The sequence below is a fragment of the Streptomyces inhibens genome, assembly GCF_022221585.1.
GTDB lineage: Bacteria > Actinomycetota > Actinomycetes > Streptomycetales > Streptomycetaceae > Streptomyces > Streptomyces inhibens.
In genome coordinates this window covers 9390238-9415362 of sequence record NZ_CP084681.1, presented here as the reverse complement: position 1 = coordinate 9415362, position 25125 = coordinate 9390238, and the positions used below count along the sequence as shown (strand labels likewise).

General features: G+C 70.2%; 23 protein-coding genes and 2 pseudogenes. 15 read left to right on the top strand and 10 right to left on the bottom strand.

All coding sequences use genetic code 11. From position 1 onward, the window contains the following. The first annotated feature begins 104 nt into the window (after window positions 1–104). The 5 genes from KI385_RS42360 (at window position 105) to KI385_RS42340 (ending at window position 7180) form a co-directional block, all read left to right on the top strand. The gene (locus KI385_RS42360) at window positions 105–530 is read left to right on the top strand and encodes an SsgA family sporulation/cell division regulator (RefSeq protein WP_238577313.1); all 426 of its coding nucleotides are present in this window, start codon (window positions 105–107) and stop codon (window positions 528–530) included. Window positions 531–1169: 639 nt separating this feature from the next. Beyond that, window positions 1170–2471, top strand: a complete 1302-nt coding sequence (locus tag KI385_RS42355) for a cytochrome ubiquinol oxidase subunit I (RefSeq protein WP_238577312.1) — start codon at window positions 1170–1172, stop codon at window positions 2469–2471. Beyond that, the gene (locus tag KI385_RS42350; protein WP_238577311.1) at window positions 2464–3744 is read left to right on the top strand and encodes a cytochrome d ubiquinol oxidase subunit II; all 1281 of its coding nucleotides are present in this window, start codon (window positions 2464–2466) and stop codon (window positions 3742–3744) included. The genes KI385_RS42355 and KI385_RS42350 overlap by 8 nt, the downstream gene beginning before the upstream one ends. Beyond that, a complete protein-coding gene (locus KI385_RS42345) occupies window positions 3741–5510 on the top strand; it encodes an ABC transporter ATP-binding protein/permease (RefSeq protein ID WP_238577310.1) in 1770 nt (589 codons plus the stop codon). Before KI385_RS42350 ends, KI385_RS42345 begins: the two co-directional genes overlap by 4 nt. Beyond that, window positions 5507–7180: an ATP-binding cassette domain-containing protein gene (locus KI385_RS42340; RefSeq protein WP_238577309.1), complete on the top strand. Its 1674-nt coding sequence runs from the start codon at window positions 5507–5509 to the stop codon at window positions 7178–7180. The genes KI385_RS42345 and KI385_RS42340 overlap by 4 nt, the downstream gene beginning before the upstream one ends. A 113-nt stretch (window positions 7181–7293) precedes the next feature. Here the strand turns inward: KI385_RS42340 and KI385_RS42335 are convergent, their stop codons facing one another. Next, window positions 7294–8226, bottom strand: a complete 933-nt coding sequence (locus KI385_RS42335; protein ID WP_238577308.1) for a glyoxalase — start codon at window positions 8224–8226, stop codon at window positions 7294–7296. A gap of 71 nt (window positions 8227–8297) precedes the next feature. Here KI385_RS42335 and KI385_RS44835 point away from each other — a divergent pair. From KI385_RS44835 to KI385_RS42325, 3 genes and pseudogenes are all read left to right on the top strand, one after another. Further along, window positions 8298–8849, top strand: a pseudogene (locus KI385_RS44835) (aquaporin); the annotation flags it as partial. A gap of 188 nt (window positions 8850–9037) precedes the next feature. Beyond that, entirely contained in the window at window positions 9038–9178 is a 141-nt protein-coding gene (locus tag KI385_RS42330; RefSeq protein ID WP_238577307.1) for a hypothetical protein, read from the top strand. Between the two features lie 653 nt (window positions 9179–9831). Next, window positions 9832–10164, top strand: a complete 333-nt coding sequence (locus KI385_RS42325; RefSeq protein ID WP_238577306.1) for a hypothetical protein — start codon at window positions 9832–9834, stop codon at window positions 10162–10164. Window positions 10165–10244: 80 nt separating this feature from the next. Here the strand turns inward: KI385_RS42325 and KI385_RS42320 are convergent, their stop codons facing one another. After that, a complete protein-coding gene (locus tag KI385_RS42320) occupies window positions 10245–12152 on the bottom strand; it encodes a glycoside hydrolase family 5 protein (protein ID WP_238578069.1) in 1908 nt (635 codons plus the stop codon). Window positions 12153–12400: 248 nt separating this feature from the next. Here KI385_RS42320 and KI385_RS42315 point away from each other — a divergent pair, with 248 nt between their 5' ends. The 3 genes from KI385_RS42315 (at window position 12401) to KI385_RS42305 (ending at window position 15026) form a co-directional block, all read left to right on the top strand. Continuing rightward, window positions 12401–13405, top strand: a complete 1005-nt coding sequence (locus tag KI385_RS42315; protein WP_238577305.1) for a YdcF family protein — start codon at window positions 12401–12403, stop codon at window positions 13403–13405. 751 nt (window positions 13406–14156) lie between these two features. Continuing rightward, window positions 14157–14609, top strand: coding sequence for a DNA-binding protein (locus KI385_RS42310; RefSeq protein WP_238577304.1), 453 nt, complete (start codon window positions 14157–14159; stop codon window positions 14607–14609). Window positions 14610–14870: 261 nt separating this feature from the next. Further along, a complete protein-coding gene (locus KI385_RS42305) occupies window positions 14871–15026 on the top strand; it encodes a hypothetical protein (RefSeq protein ID WP_238577303.1) in 156 nt (51 codons plus the stop codon). Between the two features lie 226 nt (window positions 15027–15252). Here KI385_RS42305 and KI385_RS42300 read toward each other — a convergent pair whose 3' ends face one another. Both KI385_RS42300 and KI385_RS42295 read right to left on the bottom strand, forming a co-directional pair. Beyond that, entirely contained in the window at window positions 15253–15705 is a 453-nt protein-coding gene (locus tag KI385_RS42300; protein ID WP_238577302.1) for an NUDIX hydrolase, read from the bottom strand. 131 nt (window positions 15706–15836) lie between these two features. Next, complete coding sequence (locus KI385_RS42295; RefSeq protein ID WP_281066964.1) at window positions 15837–16514, bottom strand: response regulator; 678 nt, start codon at window positions 16512–16514, stop codon at window positions 15837–15839. 187 nt (window positions 16515–16701) lie between these two features. Here KI385_RS42295 and KI385_RS42290 point away from each other — a divergent pair, with 187 nt between their 5' ends. The 3 genes from KI385_RS42290 to KI385_RS42280 all read left to right on the top strand — a co-directional run bounded on the left by KI385_RS42290 (window position 16702) and on the right by KI385_RS42280 (window position 20305). Then, window positions 16702–17748, top strand: coding sequence for an ABC transporter ATP-binding protein (locus tag KI385_RS42290; protein ID WP_238577301.1), 1047 nt, complete (start codon window positions 16702–16704; stop codon window positions 17746–17748). Next, window positions 17745–18542 carry an ABC transporter permease gene (locus tag KI385_RS42285; protein WP_238577300.1) on the top strand — a complete coding sequence of 266 codons (798 nt, stop codon included), beginning with the start codon at window positions 17745–17747 and terminating at the stop codon, window positions 18540–18542. Before KI385_RS42290 ends, KI385_RS42285 begins: the two co-directional genes overlap by 4 nt. A gap of 83 nt (window positions 18543–18625) precedes the next feature. Next, window positions 18626–20305 (top strand): sensor histidine kinase, encoded by a 1680-nt coding sequence (locus tag KI385_RS42280; RefSeq protein ID WP_238577299.1) that lies wholly within the window; start codon window positions 18626–18628, stop codon window positions 20303–20305. A 55-nt stretch (window positions 20306–20360) separates the two neighbouring features. On the opposite strand, the gene KI385_RS42275 is transcribed toward KI385_RS42280, so the two are convergent. The 3 genes from KI385_RS42275 to KI385_RS42265 form a co-directional block, all read right to left on the bottom strand. Continuing rightward, the gene (locus KI385_RS42275) at window positions 20361–20759 is read right to left on the bottom strand and encodes a hypothetical protein (RefSeq protein WP_238577298.1); all 399 of its coding nucleotides are present in this window, start codon (window positions 20757–20759) and stop codon (window positions 20361–20363) included. 678 nt (window positions 20760–21437) lie between these two features. Then, the gene (locus KI385_RS42270; protein ID WP_238577297.1) at window positions 21438–22160 is read right to left on the bottom strand and encodes a cation efflux transmembrane domain-containing protein; all 723 of its coding nucleotides are present in this window, start codon (window positions 22158–22160) and stop codon (window positions 21438–21440) included. Beyond that, a complete protein-coding gene (locus KI385_RS42265; protein WP_238577296.1) occupies window positions 22160–22495 on the bottom strand; it encodes an ArsR/SmtB family transcription factor in 336 nt (111 codons plus the stop codon). Before KI385_RS42265 ends, KI385_RS42270 begins: the two co-directional genes overlap by 1 nt. A 196-nt stretch (window positions 22496–22691) precedes the next feature. On the opposite strand from KI385_RS42265, the pseudogene KI385_RS44830 reads away from it, so the two are divergent. After that, a pseudogene (locus KI385_RS44830) lies at window positions 22692–22757 on the top strand (DUF3703 domain-containing protein); the annotation flags it as partial. A gap of 52 nt (window positions 22758–22809) precedes the next feature. Here KI385_RS44830 and KI385_RS42260 read toward each other — a convergent pair. From KI385_RS42260 to KI385_RS42250, 3 genes are all read right to left on the bottom strand, one after another. After that, entirely contained in the window at window positions 22810–23124 is a 315-nt protein-coding gene (locus KI385_RS42260) for a sulfurtransferase TusA family protein (RefSeq protein WP_238577295.1), read from the bottom strand. Further along, window positions 23121–23786 carry a class I SAM-dependent methyltransferase gene (locus tag KI385_RS42255; RefSeq protein WP_238577294.1) on the bottom strand — a complete coding sequence of 222 codons (666 nt, stop codon included), beginning with the start codon at window positions 23784–23786 and terminating at the stop codon, window positions 23121–23123. The genes KI385_RS42260 and KI385_RS42255 overlap by 4 nt, the downstream gene beginning before the upstream one ends. 515 nt (window positions 23787–24301) lie before the next feature. After that, window positions 24302–25006: a haloacid dehalogenase type II gene (locus KI385_RS42250; protein ID WP_238577293.1), complete on the bottom strand. Its 705-nt coding sequence runs from the start codon at window positions 25004–25006 to the stop codon at window positions 24302–24304. Window positions 25007–25125 lie beyond the last annotated feature (119 nt).

Genomic DNA, 25125 nt, shown 5'->3' with positions numbered 1-25125 from the left:
TTCTCGGGCTACATCCCGCGCATCCCTCGACAATATGCACCCACCACAGGCTTTTAGGGTCATTCGCACGAAACCCGCTCCTGCAGCCAATATTGAGGGATGAAATGATCCAGCCTCTTCTCTCGGTCATGTGCACGGTGACAGTGCACGTCAGTGTCCCTGACGAGGTGCCCGCCCCGCTGCCTGCGGAGCTGCACTACGACATGACCGACCCCTACGCCGTCCGACTTTCCATCGGTGCCCCCGCGGCCAGACCCGTGGACTGGGTGTTCGCCCGCTCGCTGCTCACGGAGGGCCTGCACCGGCCCGCCGGTACGGGGGACGTGCTCGTGATTCCCCGCGACCATTGCCGTCCGGGTTCTGTACGCATCGTCCTGAGGTCCGCCGCCGGCCACGCACTGGTCGACCTCGCGGTGTCAGCGGTCGACGCGTTCCTGCGGCGGACGGTCTCGCTCGTGCCCTTGGGGACGGAGAGCCGTCACATAGATATGGACCGTGCCCTCGCCGAGCTCACGGACAGGCAGGACTGAAACGCATTCGACCTGCCGAATTGCCGGGAAACCTACGGCATGTCGCCCGGCAAGTGGCCGGGGTTGGCGTCGTCGGACGCGGTCGCGTCCGTCCCCGCCCGGTGCTCCGGTGAGCCCGGGCGCCCCCTACGTGCTGCGAATGCCGGCACGCCCGAAGGCAGGGCCAGCAGCGCGACGCGGAGACCGGGAACGCGAAGGGCGGTTGACCGAGAGCGCACCGCCTCTGGCCCCTGAGCGCAGGCACGACGGTATTCCATGACCAGTCCCATCGGGCGCCGGCCGCACTGCATCCACGCATTGCGCTGCGGGAACACGAGTGATGCGCCCAGAGTCAAAGGACGCCCACCGGCCGACCCTACGGTGGCCCCAGGAGTCGGGGAATACGAAGACCGTCCGGGAATTCGTGACCCGCGTCCCGGAATTCGTGGTCGGCGTCCCCGTCATCGCCCCCCGCTACAAGCGGAAGAAGGGGCCTCGCATGCCGCGTGGTGGCACAGCCGGAGGCTGTCGCGAGCCATTCCGCCAGGGGTGGCCGCCGCCATCCGGACCGACCGAAACCGATCAAGAGGAGACACCGTGGCGTCGCCCGAAGTGGTGGATATCTCACGATGGCAGTTCGCCATCACCGCAATCCTTCACATGAGTTTTCCCGCACTGACCGTCGGACTCTCCGTCTTCTTGGCCGTGATGTACACGGTCTACCTCAGGACCGGGAATCCGCTGTACCTCCAGATATTCCGTTTCTGGAAGAAGATATTCGCGGTCGGATTCGGTCTCGGCGTGGTCGCCGGTACCGTCATGACCTTCGAGTTCGGCCTCAACTGGGGACGATACGCCCATGCGGTCGGTCCGATCCTCGGCGTCACGATCGGAATGGAGGTCATCACGGCCTTCTTCTTGGAGGCCGGGTTCATCGGCATCATGCTGTACGGCGACGGCCGCGTGCGTCCCCGGACCATGGCGTTCGCCTGCTGGATGCTCGTCGTCGGCACCCTGCTGTCCACGACGTGGATCCTGTCCGCCAACAGCTGGATGCAGGACCCCGTGGGCTTCACCGAGGTCGACGGCCAGTTCCGGGCGAGCGACTGGTGGCAGGTGCTCTTCAACCCGGCGTTCTCCTACCGGTACCCGCACATCCTGCTCGCGGTACTGATCAGCGCCAGTTGGTTCATCGGCGGGATCGCCGCCTGGTACCTGGTCAAGCAGCGAGCGCTGCCCTTCGCACGCCGCACCCTGTCCATCGCCCTGGGAGTACTGGCCATCCTGATGCCCGTACAGCTGTACGTGGGCGACACCACCGCCGCGTTCATGGGCGCACACCAGCCCGCGAAACTGGAGGCCTTCGAAGGCAACTGGAAGACCGACAACAACGGCTACAACCTGCTCGTGGTGCCCGACACGGACAAGGGTGAGAACAAGGTCCAAGTCGAGATACCGCACCTCGGCGCCATCATCGGCAAGGACCTGTCCGGCAAGGCACACGTCCCCGGACTGCTGCAGACACCCAAGGACGAGCGCCCCAACATGTGGTCCGCCTTCTACGGCTTCCGGGCGATGTACTTCACCGCTCTGGTGATGTTCGGCATGGCCTTCGCAGGACTGGTGTTGCGGCTGCGCGGAAGGCTGTACACAGCCCGGCGGTTCCACCGGCTGATGGTCTGGATGGCTCCCGCCGGTGTCCTGGCCATCAGCGGCGGCTGGATCACCGCGGAGACCGGCCGGCAGCCCTGGGTCGTCTACGGCCTGATCCGCACCAGTGACGCCGTCTCCCACCTCTCCCTCGGCGCGGCGATCGCCAGCCTCACCGGCTTCGTCGCCGTCTACGGGCTGCTGCTCGGGCTGTGGATCCGCTACATCGCCCGCACGGTGCGGACCGGCCCCGAGCACCTGGTGACCGACGCCGGCACGACCGTCCACTCCACGGAGATCAGCCATGCTTGAGTACGCGTCATACGCCTTGGTCCTGCTCGCACTCGGCGCCTATGTGCTACTCGACGGCTACGACCTGGGCATCGGCATCCTGAGCCTGTTCGACCGCAGCGACCAGCGGCGCAAGGAGTACAACGAGCTGATCGCGACCGCCTGGGACGCCAACGAGAGCTGGATCATCCTGGCGGGCGTCGTGCTGTGGGCGGGCCTGCCCGGCGTCTACGCCACCGTGCTGCCCGGCGTCTACCTGCCGCTCATCGTCATGCTGCTCGCCATCGTGCTGCGCGGCACGGCCATCGAGCTGCAGAGCGCCACCCCCGGCTACCGGCGCGGCTGGGGCCTCGTCTTCGGAATCTCATCGCTGGTGGCCGCTTTGTGCCAGGGCCTCGTGGTCGGGGGCGTCCTGTCCGGACTGCCCCACCGCGGCGGGATGTTCACCGGGGGCACCTGGGACTGGCTCACGCCCTACAGCGTGCTGTGCGCCCTGGGGCTTGTGGCCGTCTATCTGCTGGCGGGTGCCGCATGGCTGCAGGACAAGACCACCGGTACCGCCCATGAGTGGGCGGGCCGACTGGGCCGACCGCTGATCCTGGCGGTCGCGGTGGCGAGCCTGGTCCTTGGATTCGGGCTCCGGCTCGCCGACCCGCAGCACCTGCGCTTCGACCAGCCCCTCCGCGCGACCCTGTTCGGCCTCGCGGTGGCGATGGCCGTGGTCTGCGCGGCGATCGCCTGGTACGGCTTCGGCCGCCGGCCCGACTGGCGTCCGTTCGCCGCCGTGGCCGGTACGGAGGCCGCGGGTCTGCTCGCGCTCGTCGCCGCCACCGCGCCCGTCATCGTCCCGCCCGACCTGACCGTGCACGCGGCCGCCAGCCCACACGGGTCGCAGCTGTTCCTGCTCATCGGGGTGGGCGGGTGCATGCCGGTCGTCCTGACCTACAACATCTACGCGTGGTGGGTCTTCCGCGGGAAGTTCGCCCAGCCACCGGTCACCACGTCCGCCACGGCCGGCCCGTCCGACACCACGGCTGCCGCGGAGCAGCCCGCGGCGGTGGCGCCGGCCGCGGGCGACGGTCCGTGGGCGGCCGCTGTCGCCCGGCGCGTGCTCCTGACCCTCCTGGCCGTCGCGGTGGCCGCCGTCTCGCAGGACATCTTCGGTGGCGTGCGGGTGTGGATCGGCCCCGTCGGTGTCGCTCTGTTCGCCGTGACCGCACTCGCCCTGTGGATCCGGTCCGACCGCCGCTCGGCGGCCGCCGGCGAATTCGACCTCCAGGCAGCCGACAAGTGACCGACATCCCCGACCACCTCGCCCGGCTCGGCCGGGACGACGAAGGTCAGCAGCGGGCGGCGGGACTGCTCACCCAATGGGCGGATGTCGCCGAACCCGCATTCCGGCGAGCCGGCACTCTGCGGGGACTGGCGGCCACAGGCCACGTCCTGTGGGCCGCGGGGCTGGGCCGGGCGGCGCAGGCCGCACTGCGGGCCCCGCACGGGGGCGTGGCGCTGGCTCCGGTGCTCTCCGGCGCGGCTCTGGTCACCGCCGGGCTGCTGCTGCGCGCGGTCCTGCTCGCGGCGGCCGACCGGGTCGCCGACGACGGCGCGGCCGCCGTCCGGGATCACCTTCGCGCCCGCCTGCTCCTGGCCGCACTCCCGTCCACGGGCACGCCCCCCGAGGAGGTGTCCGACGCCGCTGTCGGTGAGGCGCTGGACAGCGAGGTGGGCCGGCTGAGCCCATGGCTGACGACGTACGTCCCGGCCCGGCGGGCGATGCTGCTGGGAAGCGGCATCATCCTGGCCGCCGTCCTGGTGGGCAGTTGGGCCGTCGCGCTGATGCTGGTGCTGGCGACCCCGCTGCTGCCGTTCAACCTCAAGGTGATCGGCATGGGTACCCGCGCCGCCGTGCACGCCCAGCTCACCGCCACCCGGAAACTGAGCACCCATCTGCTGGACCAACTGCGCGGACTGCCCACGCTCGTCGGCCTAGGAGCGGGTGAGGAAGCGGTACGCGCGACCGAGGCAGCCGACAGGGAACTGGCCAGGCGCACCCACACCGTGCTGCGCGTGGCCTTCCTCTCGACCGCCTGGATCGAGCTCCTCATCACCGTGGCCATGGCTGTCGTCGCCACGTACTGCGGACTCGCCCTGCTCGGCTACCTCGACCTGCCGGTGGTCCCGTCCACCATGAGCCTGGGCACCGCGCTGTTCGTCCTCGTCCTGACCCCGGCGTACTTCGCCCCAGCCCGGGAACTCGCCCGCGGCTACCACGCCCGCGCCGAAGCCTCCGCGGCGGCCGAACTGATCTCGGAGATCATCGACCGGGCTCCGGTCGCACCGACCGGTGGTCCTCCGACGCGTGTGCCCGCCGTACGTCGTCCGAGCCTGCCGAGCCCGGCCGGTGTGATGCTGGAGGACGTGGGGGTCCGGTATCCCGGTCGTGGCGACGCGGCCCTGGACGACGTCACCCTGACGGTGCGACCGGGCTCCATCGTGGCCATCGGCGGGCCCAGCGGCGCTGGCAAGACCACCCTGCTCTCCGTGGCGGCAGGCCTGCGCGAACCGGACCACGGGTGGTGCCTGCACACGGTCGGTTCCGCAACCCTGCCCGCCTCGCCGGCCACGACGGCATGGGTCGGCCAGCCCTCCTATCTCCTCCCGGGCACGCTGCGCGACAACTTGCTCCTGGCCCGGCGCGACGCCGACGACGAACAGCTGACCGCGGCGTTCGCGGCGCTGGGCTTCGAGGGCCTGCTGGCCGCACTCCCCCAGGGGTTGGCGACCCGGGTCGGCGAACGCGGCTGGGGGCTGTCCTCCGGGCAGATGCAGCAACTGGTGTTGGTCCGGGCGCTGCTCCATGACGCACCTCTGCTGTGCCTGGACGAACCCACCGCCCATCTGGACCCGGACGGCGAGGCCCGCGTCATCGGCGCCATCCGGACGCTGGCGCGCACCCGCACCGTGCTGCTGACGACACACAGCCCGGCACTGCTCGAAATCGCCGACGACGTCGTGCAGTTGGGCCAGGGACGGGTGTCCCGGATCAGGGAGACACTGTGACCGCATTCAGGCTGCTGTGGACGGCGGCGGACCAACGGGCACGCCGCGACCTGCTGTTCGCAGCGGTGCTCGCCGGGACCGCCGAACTGTGTGCCGCCGGTCTGCTGGGGGTGTCCGGCTGGTTCCTGACCTCCTGCGCGGTGGTCACCGCACAGGCGAACACCACCTGGTCGTGGATGTACCCCTCAGGGACGGTCCGCGCTCTCGCACTGGGCCGCACCGGTCTGCGCTACGGAGAGCGCCTGGTCAGCCATGGCGCCCTGCTCGGCGCGACCGTCTCGCTGCGCTCGCGACTGGTTCGCGCCGCGACCACCGTGCCGGCACGCGAACTGCGCAACCACCGTGACGGCGCCCTGATGACCCGGCTCACCAGCGACGTCGCAGCGGTGGGCGGGATAGCCGGCCAGGTCGTCCCGCCGCTGGCCGGGATCGGCCTGACCGCCGCCGTCGTCGTCACTCTGCTGATGGTGGCGAGTCCGCTGTCGGGTGCGGCCGAACTGCTGCTGCTCGCGCTCTCCACAGCCACGGCGGTGACCGCCGAGCGGCGGACCCGCAGCCATCAGCAGACGGCCGCAGAAGCGTGGGCCGCCGCACGCACCGCGCTGCTCAGCGCGCGCTCCGCGCTTCCGGAACTGCGCTGCCTGGACGCGGTCGATCTGGTCCGCGAGCAGGTCTCGCACGCGATCGGCCGGGCCCGGCGGGCCGAGGCCGCGGCCGCGTCGGTGATGCGTTGGACCCGGCTGCTGCTGCGGCTGCTGGCCGTGGCCGGCCAGACGGCGGTCCTGGTGCTGGCGCTGTCCGGTCCTGTCTTCACGCAGCCGGCTGCCGACGCCATCGGCGAGGTGTTGCTGGTCGCGGCCGCGTACGAGCTGATGGAGACGCTCCCTCAGGTGCTCCGCGACCACGGCCTGGCCGCCGACGCCGCCCTGCGGCTGACGGATCTGGCGAACCGCGCCCTCCCGGACGAGGCGTCGACCGCGTCCCCGCCGATGTCGCCGCTCGCAGGCGCGGCACGGGCCCTGGTGGCCCGCCAAGTGCCCGTGGGTATCGGCGACGACCGCACCCGGTGGTCCGCGGTGATCGAGCCCGGCAGCGTCGTCATGGTCACCGGGCCCAACGGCAGCGGGAAAAGCACCCTGCTGGAGACTCTGGCGGGACGCATCTCCCCCGCTGCCCCTCGGTCGGTGCTGCTCGACGGCGTACCTGTCGAGTCCCTGCCCGCCCATGCGATCGCCGATTCGCTCACCCTCGTCGAAGCGGAAGACTGGATCGCCGACGCGACCGTCGCCGAGAACCTCCGGCAGGCCGCCCCGGGCGCGGACGACGACACACTTCGGGCCGCGCTGGCGGCCGCGGCCTTGGAGCAGCTGCCCCTCGACACCCCGGCGGGCCCGCTGGGCGGTGCGCTCTCGCAGGGCCAGCGACGCCGCCTGGTGATCGCGAGAGCGGTCCTGCGGGCACCCGCGGTCCTCCTGCTCGACGAACCGACGGCCGGCCTCGACGACCGTACGGCGGTGCGGATGCTGACGGGCGTGCGCCGCGCCCTGCCGGACAGCGCCCTGGTGATCGCCCTGCCGGACCGGCACGACGACCTGATGCCCTTCGCCGCCACCCACACCCTGCGGCTGAAGCCGTTCCCCGCGCTGCGACCGTTGAGCGACCGAGGGTAGGAAACGATGTGCTGCCCGGGAATGCCGTCGCCCCGGGCGAGGACTGTGACGTCCTTGCCCGGGGCGACGGCCCTTGCCCGCACGGTATGGCGTTCGGCGGCTGGTACCGCGGATCAGCGGTCGTCGCCCTGGTGGAGTTCGGCCACGTAGCCGCCGGGGAACCGCACCATCGCGCTGGTGCTGGTCCGAGAGGTGTAGGGGCCCCACAGCACCTTCGCGCCCGCGGCCTCGGCCTTGTGCAGGGTCGTGGTGAGGTCCTTCACCGCGTAGCCGGTGGTCTCCCGCCCGAACGGGTACGGCAGGTGCCCATCGGTCACGCTGACGACCGTGTTGCCGAAGGGGGAGCTGATGGTGATGCGGCGGTACGTCTCGTCGGGCATACCGAGCTGACCACCGTCGGCGGCCCGGTCGTCGGAGACGATCCGGCCACCGGTGAAACGCAGGTACGACGTGAGGAACGCACTCGTCGAGTCTCTTGTCAGATAGATGCGGTTGTCCGGCACAGTCTCCAACGGCGCGTAGGACGGAGCCTTGGTGTGCCAGTACAGCTGGGCGTTGACGCCGCCGGGGAACTGGACGACCGCGTCTCGGCCGATGGGGTCGTCGAAGGGTGCGACGACGACGTCCGCCCCGCTCGCCCGGGCCAGCCGCACGCCCTTGTCGAAGTCGCTCATGAGCCAGCCGGTGCGTTCGGCACCGAACGGGTAGGGGACCGGCGTCTGGAAGTCGAAGACGGACAGGGTGCCCACAGGTGAGAGAACCAGTTCCGACGCGGTCGTACTGGGCGTCGGCGTGACATCCGTGACCACCTTGTCCGTGTGGGTTCCGCCGAAGGTCGCCTCCCAGCAGGTGACGAACGCATCCATCGCGCCGGGGGTGACATAGACGTGCGTGGTGTCATACTGCGGACCGACCGCCGTGGTCACGTCCGGCAGCACGACGGCGGCGTTCCGGCTCTGAGCCGACGACGTATCCGCGAATCCCCCAACACTCACCACCAGCAGTAACGCCGGCAGTAACCGCACCATCGCCTTGCGCTTATTCATCTGCCATTCCTCCATCGGGTCCGTCGGGAGTGAACCGAAGGGAAATGTAGGCAACGAGCGCGGCATCGGGTGTGCCCGCAGCGCTCCGGGCCTTGACTGTCCGGGCACGACCCAGCGGCTGGATCGCCGGGCCCTCACCGATCTCCGACGCGATCCCGCAGATCCACCTGAAACTGCTGATCATCGGCCTGTGTGGGCCTGCTTCTCGCAGGGCTCATCCGGAATCGACGGGGCGGATCTCGGGAGGACACATCAGCCCAGCGGTCTCCCTGGCCACGTGGCGCCTCGGAGTCTTCCCGGGTGCGTCGGCCCTTCCGTACATCGCCGCTCAGCTCGTCGGGTCCGTACTCGAGGTGTTCGCCGCCCGCGCGCTGTGGGGACCGGCGGTCGACAACCCGCCGGTGGTGGACGCCGCGTTGCAGCCCGGCGTCGGCTGGTCCGCCGGCGGACTGTACCTGGCCGAGGCAGTCAGCAATGGGGTCACCGTCTACACCGTCTACCTAGTCGGGCTCTTCCTCCAGTCCCCGAAACCGGCGCCGTTGGTTCCCTGGCTGGTCGGCTTCCTGATCTGCGCGGCGATCGCCCTGCTGGGCACCACCATCGGAGGATCGGAAAACCCCGCACGCCAGTCCGCCAGCTCCCCCGGGCCCAACCTCGTCCTCAGCCCCGCCCACGACTCCAAGGGGGAACGCGGTCTGTCAATTTCCCTTCGTGAGAACCGCGTTACGGACGGATGCGTCGTCAGGCGTACAAAGAGCACGAGCGCAAGTGCTGCAGCGGGCCTGAGCCCACCGCGTACGGATGCCGCAGAATGCTTGAGGTTCACTTCACCGCGCGGAGTGACCACTTCGCAACCGATGACGACCGGTGGCTGCGACAGGTGCGGTCGCTTCGTGAAGCGCTCGGAGAAGAGGCGGCGCTCGGCGAACACCCCACCAAGGAGGACGAGTGAGACCGACACTGGGCCACCCGCGTCCTGCGCAGCTCACTGCTTCAGGCCGCCCACCACCAGGCACCGGACATCAGCCGCCTGACCGACGACGCCTCCCTCACCCCCCACCAGCTGATCACCGGCACCCGCCGCGCCCTGAGCGACTTCGCCACCGTCCGCAGCCGCTGGAACCGGGCGCAGCACGCCACGGCGTCCCCCTCGCCGAAGCGGCCCCGCCGTCGGCCACCCGGAGCAGTCGATGACCAGTGCCGCCGTCCACCTCGAGGCTCCGCTCCCGGGGCGAGCACCCGCGCGGGCGCACCGCTTCGGCGGTGTCCGCCAGCGCCTCCTTGATGGCGTCCTTGCTGAAGAGCGGGGCCCCAACTCGTCCACCAAGGACCGGGCAAGCGTCGCCTCCCGGCTCCGGGCAGTCCGTTGACGAGGACAGTGACCATGCCGTGACCCCAGGGCGAGGGGCCGTCCCGTCACTGTTCACCACCCCGTGTTCCCACGGCGAGGTGGGGAGATCTGGAGTATTTTTACTTATGTCGCCTTTATGCCGCTGGCGTGCTCCATAGCACCGATTCCGGGGCACGGCGGCGACTCCGCTCGCTCGCCCGGAGTCCCGGAGCGTCACGCGCGGGCATGGAGGCGCCGAGAGGAGGTGCAGAACCATGCGAGCACAGCACATGAGGCGCTCGCTCGCGGCAGCGGCGGCCGGTGCCCTTCTGGCCGGCGGGGCCGCCGTCGGAACGGCAGGCGCGGCGGCGGCAGCAGCCCCTTCCGCGTCGCCCACGGCCGCCGTGAGCCAGCAGATCCAGGCCAAGTGCACCTGGCACCCCGGCCACTGGACCAAGCAGTGGCACAAGGGGCACTGGGAGCACAAGTGGCACGCGGGGTGGCACGACAGCCACCACCGTTGGCACAAGGGGCACTGGACCAAGCACTGGCACCCTGGCCACTGGGAAAAGGTGTGGCACAAGGGGCACTACAGCTGTAAGCGGTGAGCCGGGCCTCGGCGGCCGCTGCCCGGGCGGGCCCGTTCATCGCGGTCCGGGCCCGCCTCGGCTGACCTGAGTGCGGACACTCACCGTCCGGGTACGTCGGCCGCACTCCGTGCCAGGGGCCGGCAGAGAAGGGCGTCGGGGCGGCCCCGGTGCCCGAGGCTGCTGGTGGACGCGATGCCTGCCGCGTATGCGTCGGACGGGCACTGGCCTTTGAAATGGCCGTGGGCGAAGTCGCCGCCCGGGTCGCCGGGCGGGCGGCTGTCGCCCCGATCGAACCATACGGTCCGGCCCGCGGTGCCGAGCGGCGTGCGGGCGGGGGCGCACAGCGCGGCGGAGACCGTCGTGCCGCGCAGGCTGTATCCGGTGAGGAAATAGCCTTCGGGGCACTGGAGTTTGCGGTATCCGGGCGCCCAGTCGCCGCCCGCGGGGACATGGCGCTCGTCGCGTACGACCTCGGGGCGGCTGCCCGGGCTGCGCAGATCGCCGGCGGTGGGGGCGTCGGTGCACAGACCGCGGCCCTGGGTGTGGCTGATGCCGATCAGCCGTTCGCCGTCGGGACAGGCCGCTTTGCGGGCGCCCTCGTCCCAGTCGCCGAGGGCCCGTGCGCTCAGGGACTGGACGAAGTCGCGGTGGTCGAGGGTGAGCATGTGCCAGGTCGGGGTGGGTGGCACGGGGCCCGTCCGCTGCGGGGCCGTCGTCAGCTTGTGCCAGGCCGTCGTGCGCCAGTCCCCGCCGTCCAGCACTCCGGTGCGGTGTCCCGAGTTGTCGTACCTCAGCAATGCCCAGCTGTCCCCTGCCGGGCGGCCCTGGGCGTCGGTGCTCCAGCCGACGAGCGGCCAGTAGGCGAAGTCCGTGTCGGTGGCGGCGAGATGGTCCGTCAGGTTGGCGAACCAGGCACGGCCGGCCGCGCCCGACTCGTCGGAACCGACGCCGAACTCGCTGATCCACAGGGGTGCGGTGAAGTGCTGTCCGGTCTCGGCGGAGACGAAGAAGGCCTGGTCGTACAGGGCGACGCGCAGTTGGTCGGCCGACAGGTCCTGGTAGCGGGGGTCGCTGGTCTCCCCGATCCCGGTGGCGCCGCTGTGGTGCGGCCCGGTGTAGCCGTAGAAGTGGGCCGAGTAGACGAGCTTCCCGGAGACGACGAGGGTGTGCGAGAGCGTACGGACCGGGGTGAGGGTGGGGCGGCCGTGCGGCAGGCCGTCCACCGGCACACCGGTCCAGTTGATGCCCTCGATGATGACGAGGAGACGGGGGTTGGCCTCGGTCAGGATGCGATCCGCGGCCTCCTGGGCGGCGGCCTGCCAGTCATGCCCGTCACCCAGGCCCCAGTTGGGGTCGTCCAGGATGTCGCGGCGTACTTCGTTGTAGAGGTCCGCTCCCACCACTCGACCGTTGTCCTTGTAGCGGCGGGCCATGAAGACCCAGTCGTCGGCCCACTGCCGGGTGGTCTGGGCGCTGTTCCAGCGCTCGTTGCCGTCGATGCCGCAGCACCATCGGGTGGTGTTCGTGTGGTTGTTGAGGATGACGGCGAAGCCGCCCGCCGTGAGCTCCGCCACCACGGCGTCGAAGATCTGCAGCGGTGTCATGCCGCGCAGCCGGGGGTTGGCGGCGACCGCGGCATCGGGCACCGGGGCCGTGGCGTGGATCATCTCGTTGGAGAACGGCAGCCGGATGCTGTTGAGGCCCAGGGCACGGAAGTCGGCCAGCAGCGTGGCGATCCCGACCCGGTCGAGGCCGATCGGGATGCCGTGGGAGTTCTGGCCGGCGTGATGACCGGCCGGGTCATTGATGTCGCCCGAGCCGTTCCAGGAGCCCTGAGCGCCGTCCCAGTTGCCGGACTTCAGCCGGAAGCGTCTGCCGTCGGCGTCGACGATATAGCGGCCCCTGGTGGACAGCGGAGCGGTCCATGCCGCTGTCGGGTGCACCCCGGCCACCGCAGGGTGCGCGGCCGGGGCCGCGGCGGCTCCGGGGACGAAGAGGCCGGCCATCACGAGGCACAGGGCCAGCGCACGGCACACCGCGCGCAATAAGGTCTTCACGTCATCCGCCTGCCGCATCGGGAGTGCTCGCCGGCTTTGTCCGGCGGACAGCCGCTCGGCAGGGTCACCGCCGAGCGGACAGAGCCAAGTTACCGGCGGTAAGGCGGATGGGCCATACCCGCGCCGGATGCGTGGGCCCGACACCCTCCGACCACATCGTGTGAAGAGCGCATCATGAATTTGTCTACGATGCAGCCATGTTGGCCTATGCCCCCGCGATCCTCTTCTCCGTCCTCTTCTGCCTCGGCGTGCTGCGCGACCGCCGCAGGTTCGGCAATGCCATCCATCTGGGGCTAGCCGTCGCCTTCGCGTTGCTCGCACTGATCAGCAAACTCGGCCGGTCACACGCCCTGTTGGGGGAGATCGCGGCCGTGGCGCTCCTGGCGCTGCCGACGCTGGGAACCGTCGTACTCGCCTGTTTCCTGATCGCCAACGGCGTGAAAATGGTGCGCAAGGAAGGCAGGCGCCCCGCCAACCTGCTGTCGCTGCTGGCCGGACTCGGCATTTTCGCGGTCATCGCGCTGCTGATCGCGGCCGTGGCCCTGCGCTCGCGCACCTTGCTGGTGATCGGGGCGACCGCCGTCGGGCTGGTCGGCTATGTCTCGTTCCTCTTTCTGTGCTTCGTTGGATACGCCTTCCTCTACGGGCGGTTGCCGGTCCGCCGGGACGCCGACTACGTGGTCGTGCTCGGCTCCGGGCTGATCGGCGGGTCCAAGGTGCCGCCACTGCTGGCCAGTCGACTGGAACGCGGACGCGCGGTGTACGAGCGGCTGGCCGCCCGCGGCACCGCGCCCGTGCTGCTGACCTCCGGCGGGCAGGGGCCGGACGAGCAGCTCCCGGAGTCCCATGCGATGGCGGACTACCTCATCGAGCGCGGGTTCCCCGCGGACCGGATCGTCCGGGAGGACCGCTCGCGCACCACCGAGGAGAATCTGCGCTTCAGCCGGGCGCTCATGGAAGCGGAGAAGCCGGAGTACCGGTGCGTCGTGGTCACCAACAACTACCACGCCTTCCGCGCCGCCTTGATGGCCCGGAAGACCGGCGTCAACGGTCAGGTCGTGGGCTCCCCCACTGCCGCGTACTTCTGGCCCAGCGCGACGATCCGCGAATTCGCCGCGGTGTTCCTGGAGCACAAGGTGGTCAACCTCGGTGTCTGCCTGCTGCTCATCCTCGGCGGTGTGCTCATCTGGTGGAACCGCTGAGCGGCCGGTCCCGAGGGAGCGGGCACCGGCGGCCAAAGGCGCCATCGCACGGCCCGCCGGTGCCCCCCTCGTGATGCTCCAGCGCTGACCGGCTCTCGAACGTCAGCATCAGGATGGCTTGGCCCGTCCCGGCCCCCGGGTGACCGATACGTCGAAGCGCGGGGGCATCTCGTGGTGCCACCACTCCCGCCCAGGACACATCTCCCATAGCCGAGCACGCTATCCCGCGCGGGGCACGTCCGGGGGCGGTGCGGGGCACCGAGTGCCGGCAGCGCGTTCACCTCACACGACTGGATTCGCCGGCAAGGAAGCTACGACGACGGGGTTCACCGTCAAACGCCTCGATTGGATGACGGCGGGCGCCCATGTCCCGTCGCAGATGGCCTGGTTCACGGTTGGCGCCGTGACCTGCGGCGACCAGAAACGGTGAGACGCCAGAGGCGGCGGTTTTCTCAATCGATCTGGTCCCGCAGGTAGGGATGCCGGCTGTCGTCTCAGTTGTTCTGGCCTGACTTTGGCGTGGCGGACGCCTGGGCGGCCAGCCGCGCCCAGGTCACGTTCCGGCCTCGGCTGTAACCGATGACGAGTCACTCCTGGAACCCGGCTCGCGGCTTCGATCCGGCGCTCGACCGCGCGGCGCTGCTGGTGGATCCGCCATTCAGCTGCCCCGTATTCAACGACAGCACCAAGCAAACAGCATGTTCACAATGATTCGTTGACAACAACCAGTGTGTCGGCCCATCCTGGCTGCATGACATCGACTCCCGATCAATCCGCCAGCCCCTTCACGCCCCCGCATCCGGACCAGGCGCGGGCGCACCGCGTATACGCGTCCCTGCTCCGCATCTCCGAGCGCCACGCGGCCACCGACGAGCAACGCCGACGACAGGTTCATCCCTCCGTCATCGGGCCGCATGAAGCCATCAGGCTTGTGTCGTTCCTGCTCAGCGGAGCCGCACAGCTCGATGACGGCGAGCCAGAGGTGGACCACACCGATATCACCGCTGCGTTGAGCCTCGTGCCACTGGCTCGCGGGGACATGGACGAACTGGAAGCCGGACTCCTCCAGATGGCGCGGGGCCGTGGCATGACCTGGCCGGAGATCGCCTTCAGTCTCGGACTCGGCACTCCTCAAGCCGCCAGACAGCGCTATGAACGACTGCTCGCCCGTACCACCACCGACGGGGAGCAAGGCCCGGAGTAGAAACAGGGCTGCCTCGCCTCGATGAACGAGCCGAGAGTGAGAGCGTCGATGGGCGACGGTCCGCCGCCTGGTCCACGACACGGGGCTGGAGACCACTGACCGTCCGCGGGACTGCTGTTGTTGCTGTACGCGCAGCCTGCCGCGCGCATCAGCCGACTCACCGCCGAGCACACCCTGACTGTTTCCCGGCGCTTACGCTGGACGGCCGCTGGAACCGCACAGTCTGGGCCGTCGCTGAAAGCACTCGGCATTCGGCCGCGCGTGGCCCGCAACGCCTCGCTGATGGACATCGCCTCCGAGCTGCCGGCCTACGCATTCGGTCGACTGCCGGGCTTCAGCCAGTCCACGGCCGGCAACTGGGACACCGAAGCCGGCGGCTTCAGCCCCGCCTACGGAGCCGAGATCACCCGACGCTGAGCGGCCCACGTGCCCAGATCACAGCACGATCGCCAAGCCGACGGCCCGGTGATCAGCTGATCGCCCACTCGGCACGCATCCGGGCGTCTGACACGCGGTGGTGATGTGCCACCCCGCGTCGCGCTGCCAGCTCCAGGCGGTGGACAGGCATGACGACACTCCGTCCTGGGGCGCTGGGCGCGCCGGGGCCACGTGAAACGGTCCGGCCGCCGCTGGGTGGCACAGCTCAGCGGGGGGACGTGCGGTGAGCGTCCTGGCCGCTGATCATCCCGAGCGCGTCGATCGCCGCGGGGGACAGTTCCGCTGTGGGCAGGCCGGTCAGTGGCCTCCATGCGGCGGTCCGCGTGCTCCCGCCCGTCTCGGTGACCACGAGCGGGCCGGGCCCCAGTTCGACCGCGTAGAAGAGTGCCACCAGGTGCCAGTTCACGCCGTTCCGGTGGGCCGCGTACGTGCGGGCGTCAACCAGACGGGCGTCCAGGAGGTCAAGGCCTGTCTCCTCGTACAGCTCACGCGCCAACGCCTGTACCGGCTGCTCGCCGGGATCGATCCCCCCTCCGGGAACGTGCCACAGCCCAGGGAGGAAAACCGGGGATGAGTCCGACAGTTGGGTCAGCAGCAACTGATCGTGCGCAGTGGCTATCGCATATGCCGAGACGCGCTTACGCGTATTCGTTTCCAAAGTGGTCCCTCCAGGCATCGGATTCCCGGCAATTCTTTGATCACGGACGACGGTTCGTGCGAACCGCGGGGCGCGGGTGCCGCTTGACCGGTCGACGGGTTTCCGGTCCGGGTGGAGCGGGCGAAGCCGGTCTATGGGGCGCGAGGGACCAGACCGGCCTCGTGCGCGGCGATGGCGGCCTCCACCCGGTTGCGCGCCCCCAGTTTGCCGAGGAGCGCGCTGACGTGTGCCTTCACGGTGCCTTCGACCAGATGCAGTCCGGTGGCGATCTCCGCGTTGGACAGCCCTGCCCCGAGCGCGGCCAGAACTTCGAGTTCCCGTCCGGTCAGGTGCTCAAGTGGGCGGTGGGGCCGTGCCGCCCGGTGTGCGCGCAGACCGGCGATGACTCGGGCGGCAACCCTCGGCGAGAGATAGGCCCCGCCGGCTCCCACCGCCTGTACTCCGTTCAGCAGTTCCCGGGGGTCGTCCGCTTTGAGTAGGAAGCCGCTGGCCCCGTCCTCGAGGGCGCGTGTGATGAAGCTGTCTTCCCCGAAGGTGGTCAGCATGATCACGCCGGCCGTCGGCAGCGTCTGGTGGATCCGCGCCGCTGCCGCCAGGCCGTCCAGTCCGGGCATCTGGATGTCCAGGAGGACCACGTCGGGGCGGTGACGGCGCGTCAGTGAGACGGCCTCATGGCCGTCGGCCGCCTCGGCGACCACTTCTGTGCGCGAGTCCCTGGCCAGGATGGCTCGTACCCCGGCCCGGACCATCGCCTCGTCGTCCGCCACGAGGACGCGGACCGGCCGACAGCCTGGTGATGTCTGTTCCACGAGCCGAGCGTACGGCCCCCGGCCGACCGTGGGGCCGGCGGCTGCGAGAAGTGCGACCAGCGGTGGAGCTGCACCCCTGACGAAAGGAATGAAGGTGCTGACGAACGACCCATGTGCCGCCTCGTCCAGCCCTTCTAGCGTCGCTGCCGTACGAGAGAGAAGTCCGGCAGACGCCTAAGGAACCGATGTGATCACCCTCAGAGGGCTTACCAAGCGATACGGCGAGACCGTCGCCGTGAACGACCTGACGCTGGACATCAAGGAAGGGAAGGTGACCGGCTTCCTCGGCCCCAACGGGGCAGGCAAATCAACCACGATGCGGATGATCCTGGGCCTGGACCACCCCTCGCAGGGCAGGGCACTCATTGACGGCAGGCCCTACTCCGCCCTGCGCCACCCGGTCCGCGAAGTGGGCGCGCTGCTGGACGCGAAGGCGCTGCACCCGGCGCGCTCGGCACGCAGCCACCTCATCGCGCAGGCACGCAGCAACGGCATCCCGGTGTGCCGCGTGGACGAAGTACTGGAGACGGTGGGCCTGGCCAAGGCGGCGCGACGCCCTGCCGGGGCGTATTCGCTGGGCATGGGCCAGCGTCTTGGTGTGGCCGGCGCGCTGCTCGGTGATCCGCCGACGCTGATCCTCGACGAACCGGTCAACGGCCTGGACCCCGACGGTGTGCGCTGGATGCGACGGCTCGTGCGTGACCAGGCCGCCCAGGGCCGTACGGTCTTCCTCTCCAGCCATCTGATGAGCGAGATGCAGCTCACGGCCGATCACCTCGTGATCATCGGCAAGGGCCGGCTGCTGGCCGACACATCCATGGCGGACTTCCTGGCCGGCAGCTCCCTGGCATCCGTGCGTGCCCGGGTGCCTGACCCCGAGGAGCTGTCGGTGCTGGTGAGTCGTCTTGTGGCAGACAGCGGCGTGAACGTCGAGGCATCGGACAAGGGCGAGATCGTCGTCGAAGGCCGGACCGCTGCCGAGGTCGGCGACCTCGCGCACGACTGCGGCGTCAGGCTGCATCAGCTGAGCGACGTACAGGTTTCCTTGGAGCAGGCCTATATGGAACTGACGGCGCGAAGTGTCGAGTACGCGACGGGCAAGGAGTGCCATGGGGGCCACGGGACCGGCCCCGAGCGCCACGCCGGACACCTGCGCGGTGCCGGACCACGACCACGGCACGACACGGGACTTGAAGCTGACATGGCAAGGGGGGTCGGAAGGTGGACACGATGACGGCTGACGTGTGCACGGATACGCCCGGACGCGGCACCCGGACACGATCGGCCAGCGGGTTCGTCGGCGCGGTCGCTGCCGAGTGGACCAAACTGTGGTCGGTTCGTGCGCCGTACCTGTGCCTCCTGGTGGGTCTGCCGGCGACGGGGGTGTTCTCCTTCTATTACGGCTCGATCGCCCGCATCAACGAGCATGCCGTCCAGCCGGTCGGCAACGCCGCGGTGTCCTCCACCGCCCTCGTCCAGTTCGCCGTGGTCGTCCTGGCCACGGTCACGGTCACGAGTGAGTACACGACCACCAGCATGAGTTCGTCGCTGCTGTGGGTGCCGGTCCGGCACCGGGTTCAACTGGCCAAGGCGCTGGTGGCCGCCGTGGTCGCCTTCGCCGCCGGCGCCCTGTTTGCCGCAGCGGGTATGGCGGTGGCTTGGGGGCCGTTCTCCGGCCATGCCTCCTTCGGCGCTGCCGCCGCGGTCGGCCAGGTCCTGGCCGTCGGGCTCTACTACGCCCTCGTCGCGGTACTGACCGTAGGAGTGTCCTTCGCCACGCGGCACGCGGCCGGAGCACTGACGGTGCTCTTCACGCTGCTGTGGGCGCTGCCGAGCATGCTTGTCGGGCTGGGCGGCCCGGTCCTGCTCGCCATCAACGACTGGCTGCCACACAGCGCGGGCGACCACTTCATGCGCAGCAGCGCCGCCACCCCCTACCCGCCGGCCGCAGCAGTCCTGATCCTGCTGGCATGGACACTGACCGCCCATCTGACCGGCCTGTACGTGCTGCGCCGGCGCGACACCTGACCAGCCTCGCCGTCTTACCCGCGGGCCGAGCCCTCACCCGGCCTACCCCTCATGCCACCGGACCGTGACGTAGCGTCGGGCGGATGACAGCACACACCGCAACCACAGGAGAGGAATCCCGACGGCCCATGTGGCGAGTTCGCACACCGCTGAGATCGGCGCTCGGCGACGCCGCCCTGTGGGCCGTCTTCTGTGCCGCAGGCGTCCTCTGGTTCAGGAACGCCTCGGCAACCTCGTTCACGCGGGACCTGTTGCTCCCCCTGATCGTGCTGGCGGTGGCGGTCCCTCTCGCTCGGCACCGGCCGGGGACGGCGGTCCTCCTGGTAAACGCCCTGTGCGCCCTGGGACTGGCCAATCCTGTGAGCCCCGCGAACGCCTACGTCATGGCTCTGGCCGGGCTGAGCTGCCTGCTGGGCGCACATACCGCCACGGCCCACACCCCGCTGCTGGTGCTCGCCGGCTGCCTGGTGATCGATCTCGCGCTGTGCGCCCTCCTGCAGGTGCCAGCGGTGTGGTGGTTCTACGCGCTGACGGTACTGCCCTCCGCGCTCCTCCTGCCGTGGCTCGCCGGCCGCTACTGGCGCGGCCGGAGGGAACTGGTACGGGGAGGGTGGCAGTTGGCCCACAGCCTCGAGGAGCAGCAGCATCTCGTCGCCGAGCGGGCCAGGCTCACCGAACGCGCTGACATCGCCGCCGACATGCACGACTCGCTGGGCCACTCACTGACCCTGGTCGCGCTGCGCGCCGGGGCACTGGAACTCTCCCCCACACTCATCCCTCAGGACCGCGACGACGTCGCCGAGCTGCGCAGGACGATATCCGACGCCGTCGAACAGCTGCGGGAGACCGTCGCCGTGCTGCGCGACGAGCCCCTGGCAAGGGCGAGTCCGGCCGCAACTGACACCGTCGAGGAACTCCTGGGCCGCGTGCTCGCCTCCGGGGTCCCGGTGCAGTGGCAGCGCAACGGCCCCCTCCCCGCACTGTCACCAGTGATCGAACGCGGCGTGTACCGGGTGGTGCAGGAAGCCCTCACCAACGCCACCAAACACGCCCCGGGCAGCACCGTGCGGGTGAGCATCACCCACGACAGCGAGCGCACCCACGTCCGGATCGTCAACTCTCCCCCGCCCGCAGGCCCGTTGCCCGGCACGGTGGCGGGCAACCGCGGCCTGGCAGGACTGCGGGAGCGGGTAACGGTCCTCGGCGGCACGCTGCAGACCGGGCCGTACGAGGGCGGCTTCCAGGTCAGCGCCATCCTGCCGCACCATGCGACGGAGAATCCGACGCCACGGGCCTTGCCCAAGGACATCACCCGCCCCCTCCCCACAGGCGGCACGCAGGACACCGGCCCCGAGGACACCGCCACCTGCGCCGTACCCGAATCGGCACGCCGACTGGCTCACCTACGGCGCGGGATCCGATGGCGTTTCGCCACCGTCTTCGCGGCTCCCGCCGTGGCAGCAGTGTTCTTCCTGCCCACCGCCGCGTATCTGGCCTACCAACTGGCCACCAGTGTGCTGCCGCCGTCGCGCTACGAGGAGCTGCGCAGCGGCCAGTCACGCACCGAAATCGCACACCTCCTTCCGCCACGCCCCTTCCCGTATCCCCCCGACCATGTGCGCTTCGCGCCCCGGCCGCCTGGAACCATCTGCGAGTTCTACCGCTCGAACGGCAACCTCCTGGACCAGGTCGATCTCTACCGCCTGTGCTACTCCGGCTCCAGGCTGGTCACCAAAGACACGCTCAAGGCGGGGGCGGAGTAGTCCCCTGCGGGTGTACAGGGCATGGATGGGAACGGATTCCGGGACGGTGCTGTCACTACGGGCCGAAGCTCTCACCTGCGATGAGCAGGCGGTACCCGTAGTCCACGCTTTCCTTGTCGAGCAGGTCGGCATGACGGCGCCGCCAGGCACCGGAGTCGAGGGCGGCGCGCAGTTTCGCCATCGCCGGTTCCACGACAGAGGGCGGAAGCTGCGCAAAGGCGGAGCAGGCCTGCCGGACGACCGGGTCGAGGTAGAACTCGGGCCTGCGCCAGTAGGCGATCCAAAAGCCGTCGCTGAAGTCATACGGGATGGGGAAGGGCAGCACGGTGTGCGCGTCGAGCGCGTCGACGACTTCGGACAGCGGTGTGAAGCGGGCGTACTCCAGCTCACGGATCTCCGGCAGGTACTGACCGCCATGGCCGCATCGAAGGAGCCGCCCGGGAACGCCAGGCACGCCGCGCCGGCCATCACCTTCCTGACCCCCGGGTGCTGGTCGAACATGACTTCCGAGGGGTCGACCGCAGTGACGTCGGCGCCCTCGGGCTCGTACGAACCGGCGCCGGCCCCGACGTTGACGACGGTACGCGCGCCTTCCAGCGCCTGGCCGATCGAGGAGTGCAGACGGGGATCGGGGCGGCGAATGAGACGGTAGCCGGTCCCGATACGGTCGTGGGCCATGCCCACCGGCGACGAGATCCGCCGCGTCCGGCGCCTGATCGACCGCGTCACCGCCGACCTCGACGGCCTCAACGCGACGCCACCCCGCTCACTGCCTCGTCCATCGCCCGCGCGGCCGGCGTCGACCGGACCTTCCTCTACCGCCGCGGCGATCTCCTCGACGCCCTCCACACCGCCGCACACGAAACCACCCCGGACCCGGCGAGCGGGCCCGCGGTCACCCAGGCCTCCCTCCGGCCGACCTCGCCAACGCCACCGCCCGCAGCGCCCGCCCGGCCGCCCTCGTCCGCCAACTCGAAGAACGCCTGTCGAAGGCCCTCAACCAGCGGGCTTGACCTCGCAATTCGGTGTCTTTGCCAAGTGGCGGCCCAGTGCACGGGGCAGGGGCCCTGCTGGCACGCAGAGGACCCCGGCCACCTGACAGCCGGGGTCCTCTGCGTAAGCCGGTGTCGGGTCAGCCGCAGCAATCGCAGCCAGGGTGGCATCCGCACGCGTCCGCTTCAGTGTCGGCGGACGGCACCGCCGCAGCCGCGGGGGCCGCGCAGCAGCCCTTGCCCTGCCAGGCGTCGCGGCCTTCCTTGACGGCGATGGCGGCAATGACCAGGGCTGCGATGGGGTCCGCCCAGGACCAGCCCAGGGTGGCGTTGAGCACCAGGCCGGCGAGGAGGACGGCGGACAGGTACGTGCACAGGAGCGTCTGCTTGGAGTCGGCGACGGCCGAGGCGGAACCGAGTTCGCGTCCGGCCTTGCGCTGGGCGGCGGACAGGAACGGCATCACCGCGAGCGAGAGGGCGGCGATGACGATGCCCGCAATGGAGCGGTCGGCCTCGCCGGTGCCAGCCAGCGCCCGGATGGCGTCGATGGTGACGTACGTGGCGAGGGCGAAGAAGGAGACGGCGATGATGCGGAGGGTGGTCTTCTCCCGTGCCTCACGTACCGCGTGGTCGTGGGCGGCGAACTGCCAGGCGACCGCTGCGGCGGAGGAGACCTCGATGACCGAGTCGAGGCCGAAGCCGATCAGCGCGGTGGAGGAGGCGATGGTTCCGGCAGTGATCGCGACGATCGCCTCAATGACGTTGTAGGTGATGGTGGCCGCGACCAGCCACCGTATGCGGCGGGCGAGCGCATCCCGGCGGGCCGGGGCGGGGCCTATGCCGATGGGTATCTCGGCGGTCATCAGCAGCACCCCTTCGCCTCGGCGTCCGGGCAGGTCTTGTCGGCCTCGACCGCGAGCACGGCGGTGCGCAGGTCGTCCAGCGCGTGACCGAGGCGTGCGTCGGCGAGTTCGTAGCGGCTGCGGCGGCCCTCGGGCACGGCCACGACCAGGCCGCAATCGCGCAGGCACGCCAGTTGGTTGGACAGCCGGGTCCGCGAGATCCCGAGTGCCTCGGCGAGGTCGGAGGGGTAGGCGGGGGCCTCGCGCAGCGCGAGCAGCAGACGGCAGCGGATCGGATCGGCCAGCGCCCGTCCGAACCGGGTGAGGGCGTCGAGGTCGGTGGCGAGGGTCAGCATGGACAAGACGATACACGGATACTTGAATCCACGGACCATGAACTATCGGCGGCCTGCTGTGCCTCGCCGTGCCGTCATGCCCGAACCGGTGCGTTCTGCGTTCATCGCCGAGATGGCCATCGCGTGTGCGCCGGGCCCAGCGTCGTAGCGGTGGCGGGCCGCCGAACGCGCCCACATCCTGTCCCAGCCCTGGCCGATGCCGCATACCCGCACCCACGCGGTGATGCTCCGCCTCGCGCGCGACCGTGACCTGCGCGAACTCCTCGCTCAGCTGCTGCGCCTGGTCGTGGGATCAGGAGGAGGTGTACCTGCGCTCAGCCCTTGGGCCGGTCCTGCTGGTCGGCGGGGTGCCACGGCGCATCGGGCCGGGTGGCCAGGGCCGCGGTCGTCAGCCGCAGCGCGTAGACGTCCCGGCCGGGGTCGGGCACGGGTCCGAGGTAGGTGTGGCCCGTCATGTGGCACCAGGCGGGCAGATCGAGCGGCGCGGCCGGGTCCGTGGCGATCACGTGGACGACCGTGCCCGGTGGCGCGTCGGCGATGCGGGCCCGCAGCTTCAGCAGCAGGGTCACGCACAGCAGTCCGGTGCCGTCGACGGTGAGGTCGGCGGCCGGTATCGGGGCGGCGCTCACCGGGGCAGGCTCTGGGTGACGCGCCACAGGCGGCGGGGCAGGTCACCCTCCTCGAAGGCGTGCACCTCGTTCAGCGCCCAGCCGTCCGCGAGGGCGTCGACCAGGCCACGGTCGAAGAAGTGGACGGCGAAGCCGCCGTGCTCGTAGATGTCGTCGCCGTGCGCGGTGCCGCCGCCGTAGTGGGCGTCGCCGGTGTGCCGGACGGTGTAGACGAACACGCCGCCCGGCCGCAGGACACGGCGGACATCGCCGACCAGTGCGTGGATCTCCTTGGTCGACAAGGCCATGCACAGCAGCATGTGCGCGAAGACCGCGTCGACCGAGGCATCAAGAAGCTCAAGCGGCTCGCGTACGTCGTGCACCGCGGTGGTCACCCGTGCGTCCACGCCCTGGGATCGGGCTGCTTCACACAGCTGCTCCAGGCCGGTGGAAGAGAAGTCGGTGGCCTTCACCGTAAAGCCCTGGCGGGCGAAGTACAGGGCGTCGCGGCCGTGCCCGGCGCCCAGCTCCAGCACGTCCCGGGCCCCGGCAGTACGGAACACGGCAGCGGCGTGGACGGCCGGGCCGGAGGGCTCCTCGCCGTACATGCCCGGGTGGGCGCTGTAGGTGCTCTGCCAGTGCCGGCGCTGTGCGTCCGCCAGGTCCTTCTCGTTGCCCGCCACGCTGTTTCCGTTTCCCTCGCTTCCCGGCCGGTGCCGAGTCACCGCCAGCCTAAACGCGGCATCACCGGCTTCTGTAGCTGGTCAGTGGGAGCGAGGGGCGTACATGAAGACGGCCATCCCGGCCAGGCATACCAGCGCCGATGGGCATCGCTCGATCCAGCGATGACGCCACACCTGTTGCACTCGATACGCTGGGCCGCACCGATGCTGAGCTGCAACGAGCCGTTCAACCACGCCTCACGCAACAGGCCCTACCCCAGAGAACCGCTGTGTGGAACCTGCTGGAGGAGGCCCGGAAGAAGCCGACGACAGGCGTCTGAACGATGTCGCCGTACAGGTGCGGCCCCGCCCTTATGCGTCCCGTCACGGGGGCCGGGGCCTGACCGGGCGCTCCACTCCGGCGCGGGCCGCACGGAGCCTAGCCGTGCTGTCCCGGCACGTTGGTGACAGGCCCGGCAGCGGATCGTTCCGCCCCATAGCAGGCACAACGAGTGGACAACGCGGCAGCCGAATGATCAGCCGGACAGGCCTTGGGCATTGTCGAGTTGGTCGGCCAGGTCGGTCAGGCCGTCGGCGTGTAGGTCGAACCGGTCCGAGGAGGTGGGCGGGTCGCCGACGGGGCGGGCGACGTAGGCGGAGCGCAGGCCGAGGCCCTGCGCTCCGCGCAGGTCCCAGGCGTGGGCGGCGACCATCAGGAGCCGCTCCGGCGGTCGTCCGGTGACGGTGACGGCCAGCTGGTAGACCGCTGGGTCCGGCTTGTAGGTCCGGGCGTCTTCGGCGGACAGGGCCTGGTGCCAGCGCAGTCCGGCGTGGGCGTTGAGTCCCAGCAGCGCCGTCCGGCTCGCGTTGGAGAGTCCGATCAGCGGGAACCGTTCGGCGAGTCGGGCGAGCCCTGCCACGGTGTCGGGCCACGGCGGGAGCCGGCGACCTGACAGGGCCAGCGCCGCTACGGCAGTCGGGTCGTCGACTCCAGCGGCGTCGGCGACGAGTTGGGCGGCTTCCCGATCGAGGACGTCGCTCGTGAGATAGGGCCGGACGCCGTCGAGGATGCGACGCTGCTCGCGCTCGATGTGCTGCTGCCACACCGACAAAAGCTGCTCGATCCTGAGATCGTCGAGCGACGGGTCGAGTTCACGAATGCCGGCGCGGATACCGGCGGGTTCGTCGACGAGCGTGCCGAGCACGTCGAACACCACGGCATCGATCTCTAGCTCTGACATGGGAGAGGTCTCCTGGACGAAGCAGGGGCGTGAAAGTGGCTGTTGGGCGAACGTAGCGGGAAGGCACCGTAATTCCCGACCCGCACACGAGAACCGCACGCTCTGGGCCGCCCCACTGG

What these genes read in the sequence shown, in the direction of transcription:
- KI385_RS42360 (WP_238577313.1), top strand. Translation starts at nt 105, where the DNA reads ATGATCCAGCCTCTTCTCTCGGTCATGTGCACGGTGACAGTGCACGTC.
- KI385_RS42355 (WP_238577312.1), top strand. Translation starts at nt 1,170, where the DNA reads ATGAGTTTTCCCGCACTGACCGTCGGACTCTCCGTCTTCTTGGCCGTG.
- KI385_RS42350 (WP_238577311.1), top strand. Translation starts at nt 2,464, where the DNA reads ATGCTTGAGTACGCGTCATACGCCTTGGTCCTGCTCGCACTCGGCGCC.
- KI385_RS42335 (WP_238577308.1), bottom strand. Translation starts at nt 8,226, where the DNA reads ATGAATAAGCGCAAGGCGATGGTGCGGTTACTGCCGGCGTTACTGCTG.
- KI385_RS42330 (WP_238577307.1), top strand. Translation starts at nt 9,038, where the DNA reads ATGCTTGAGGTTCACTTCACCGCGCGGAGTGACCACTTCGCAACCGAT.
- KI385_RS42325 (WP_238577306.1), top strand. Translation starts at nt 9,832, where the DNA reads ATGCGAGCACAGCACATGAGGCGCTCGCTCGCGGCAGCGGCGGCCGGT.
- KI385_RS42320 (WP_238578069.1), bottom strand. Translation starts at nt 12,152, where the DNA reads ATGGCCGGCCTCTTCGTCCCCGGAGCCGCCGCGGCCCCGGCCGCGCAC.
- KI385_RS42315 (WP_238577305.1), top strand. Translation starts at nt 12,401, where the DNA reads ATGTTGGCCTATGCCCCCGCGATCCTCTTCTCCGTCCTCTTCTGCCTC.
- KI385_RS42310 (WP_238577304.1), top strand. Translation starts at nt 14,157, where the DNA reads ATGACATCGACTCCCGATCAATCCGCCAGCCCCTTCACGCCCCCGCAT.
- KI385_RS42285 (WP_238577300.1), top strand. Translation starts at nt 17,745, where the DNA reads ATGACGGCTGACGTGTGCACGGATACGCCCGGACGCGGCACCCGGACA.
- KI385_RS42280 (WP_238577299.1), top strand. Translation starts at nt 18,626, where the DNA reads ATGACAGCACACACCGCAACCACAGGAGAGGAATCCCGACGGCCCATG.
- KI385_RS42270 (WP_238577297.1), bottom strand. Translation starts at nt 22,160, where the DNA reads ATGACCGCCGAGATACCCATCGGCATAGGCCCCGCCCCGGCCCGCCGG.
- KI385_RS42265 (WP_238577296.1), bottom strand. Translation starts at nt 22,495, where the DNA reads ATGCTGACCCTCGCCACCGACCTCGACGCCCTCACCCGGTTCGGACGG.
- KI385_RS42250 (WP_238577293.1), bottom strand. Translation starts at nt 25,006, where the DNA reads ATGTCAGAGCTAGAGATCGATGCCGTGGTGTTCGACGTGCTCGGCACG.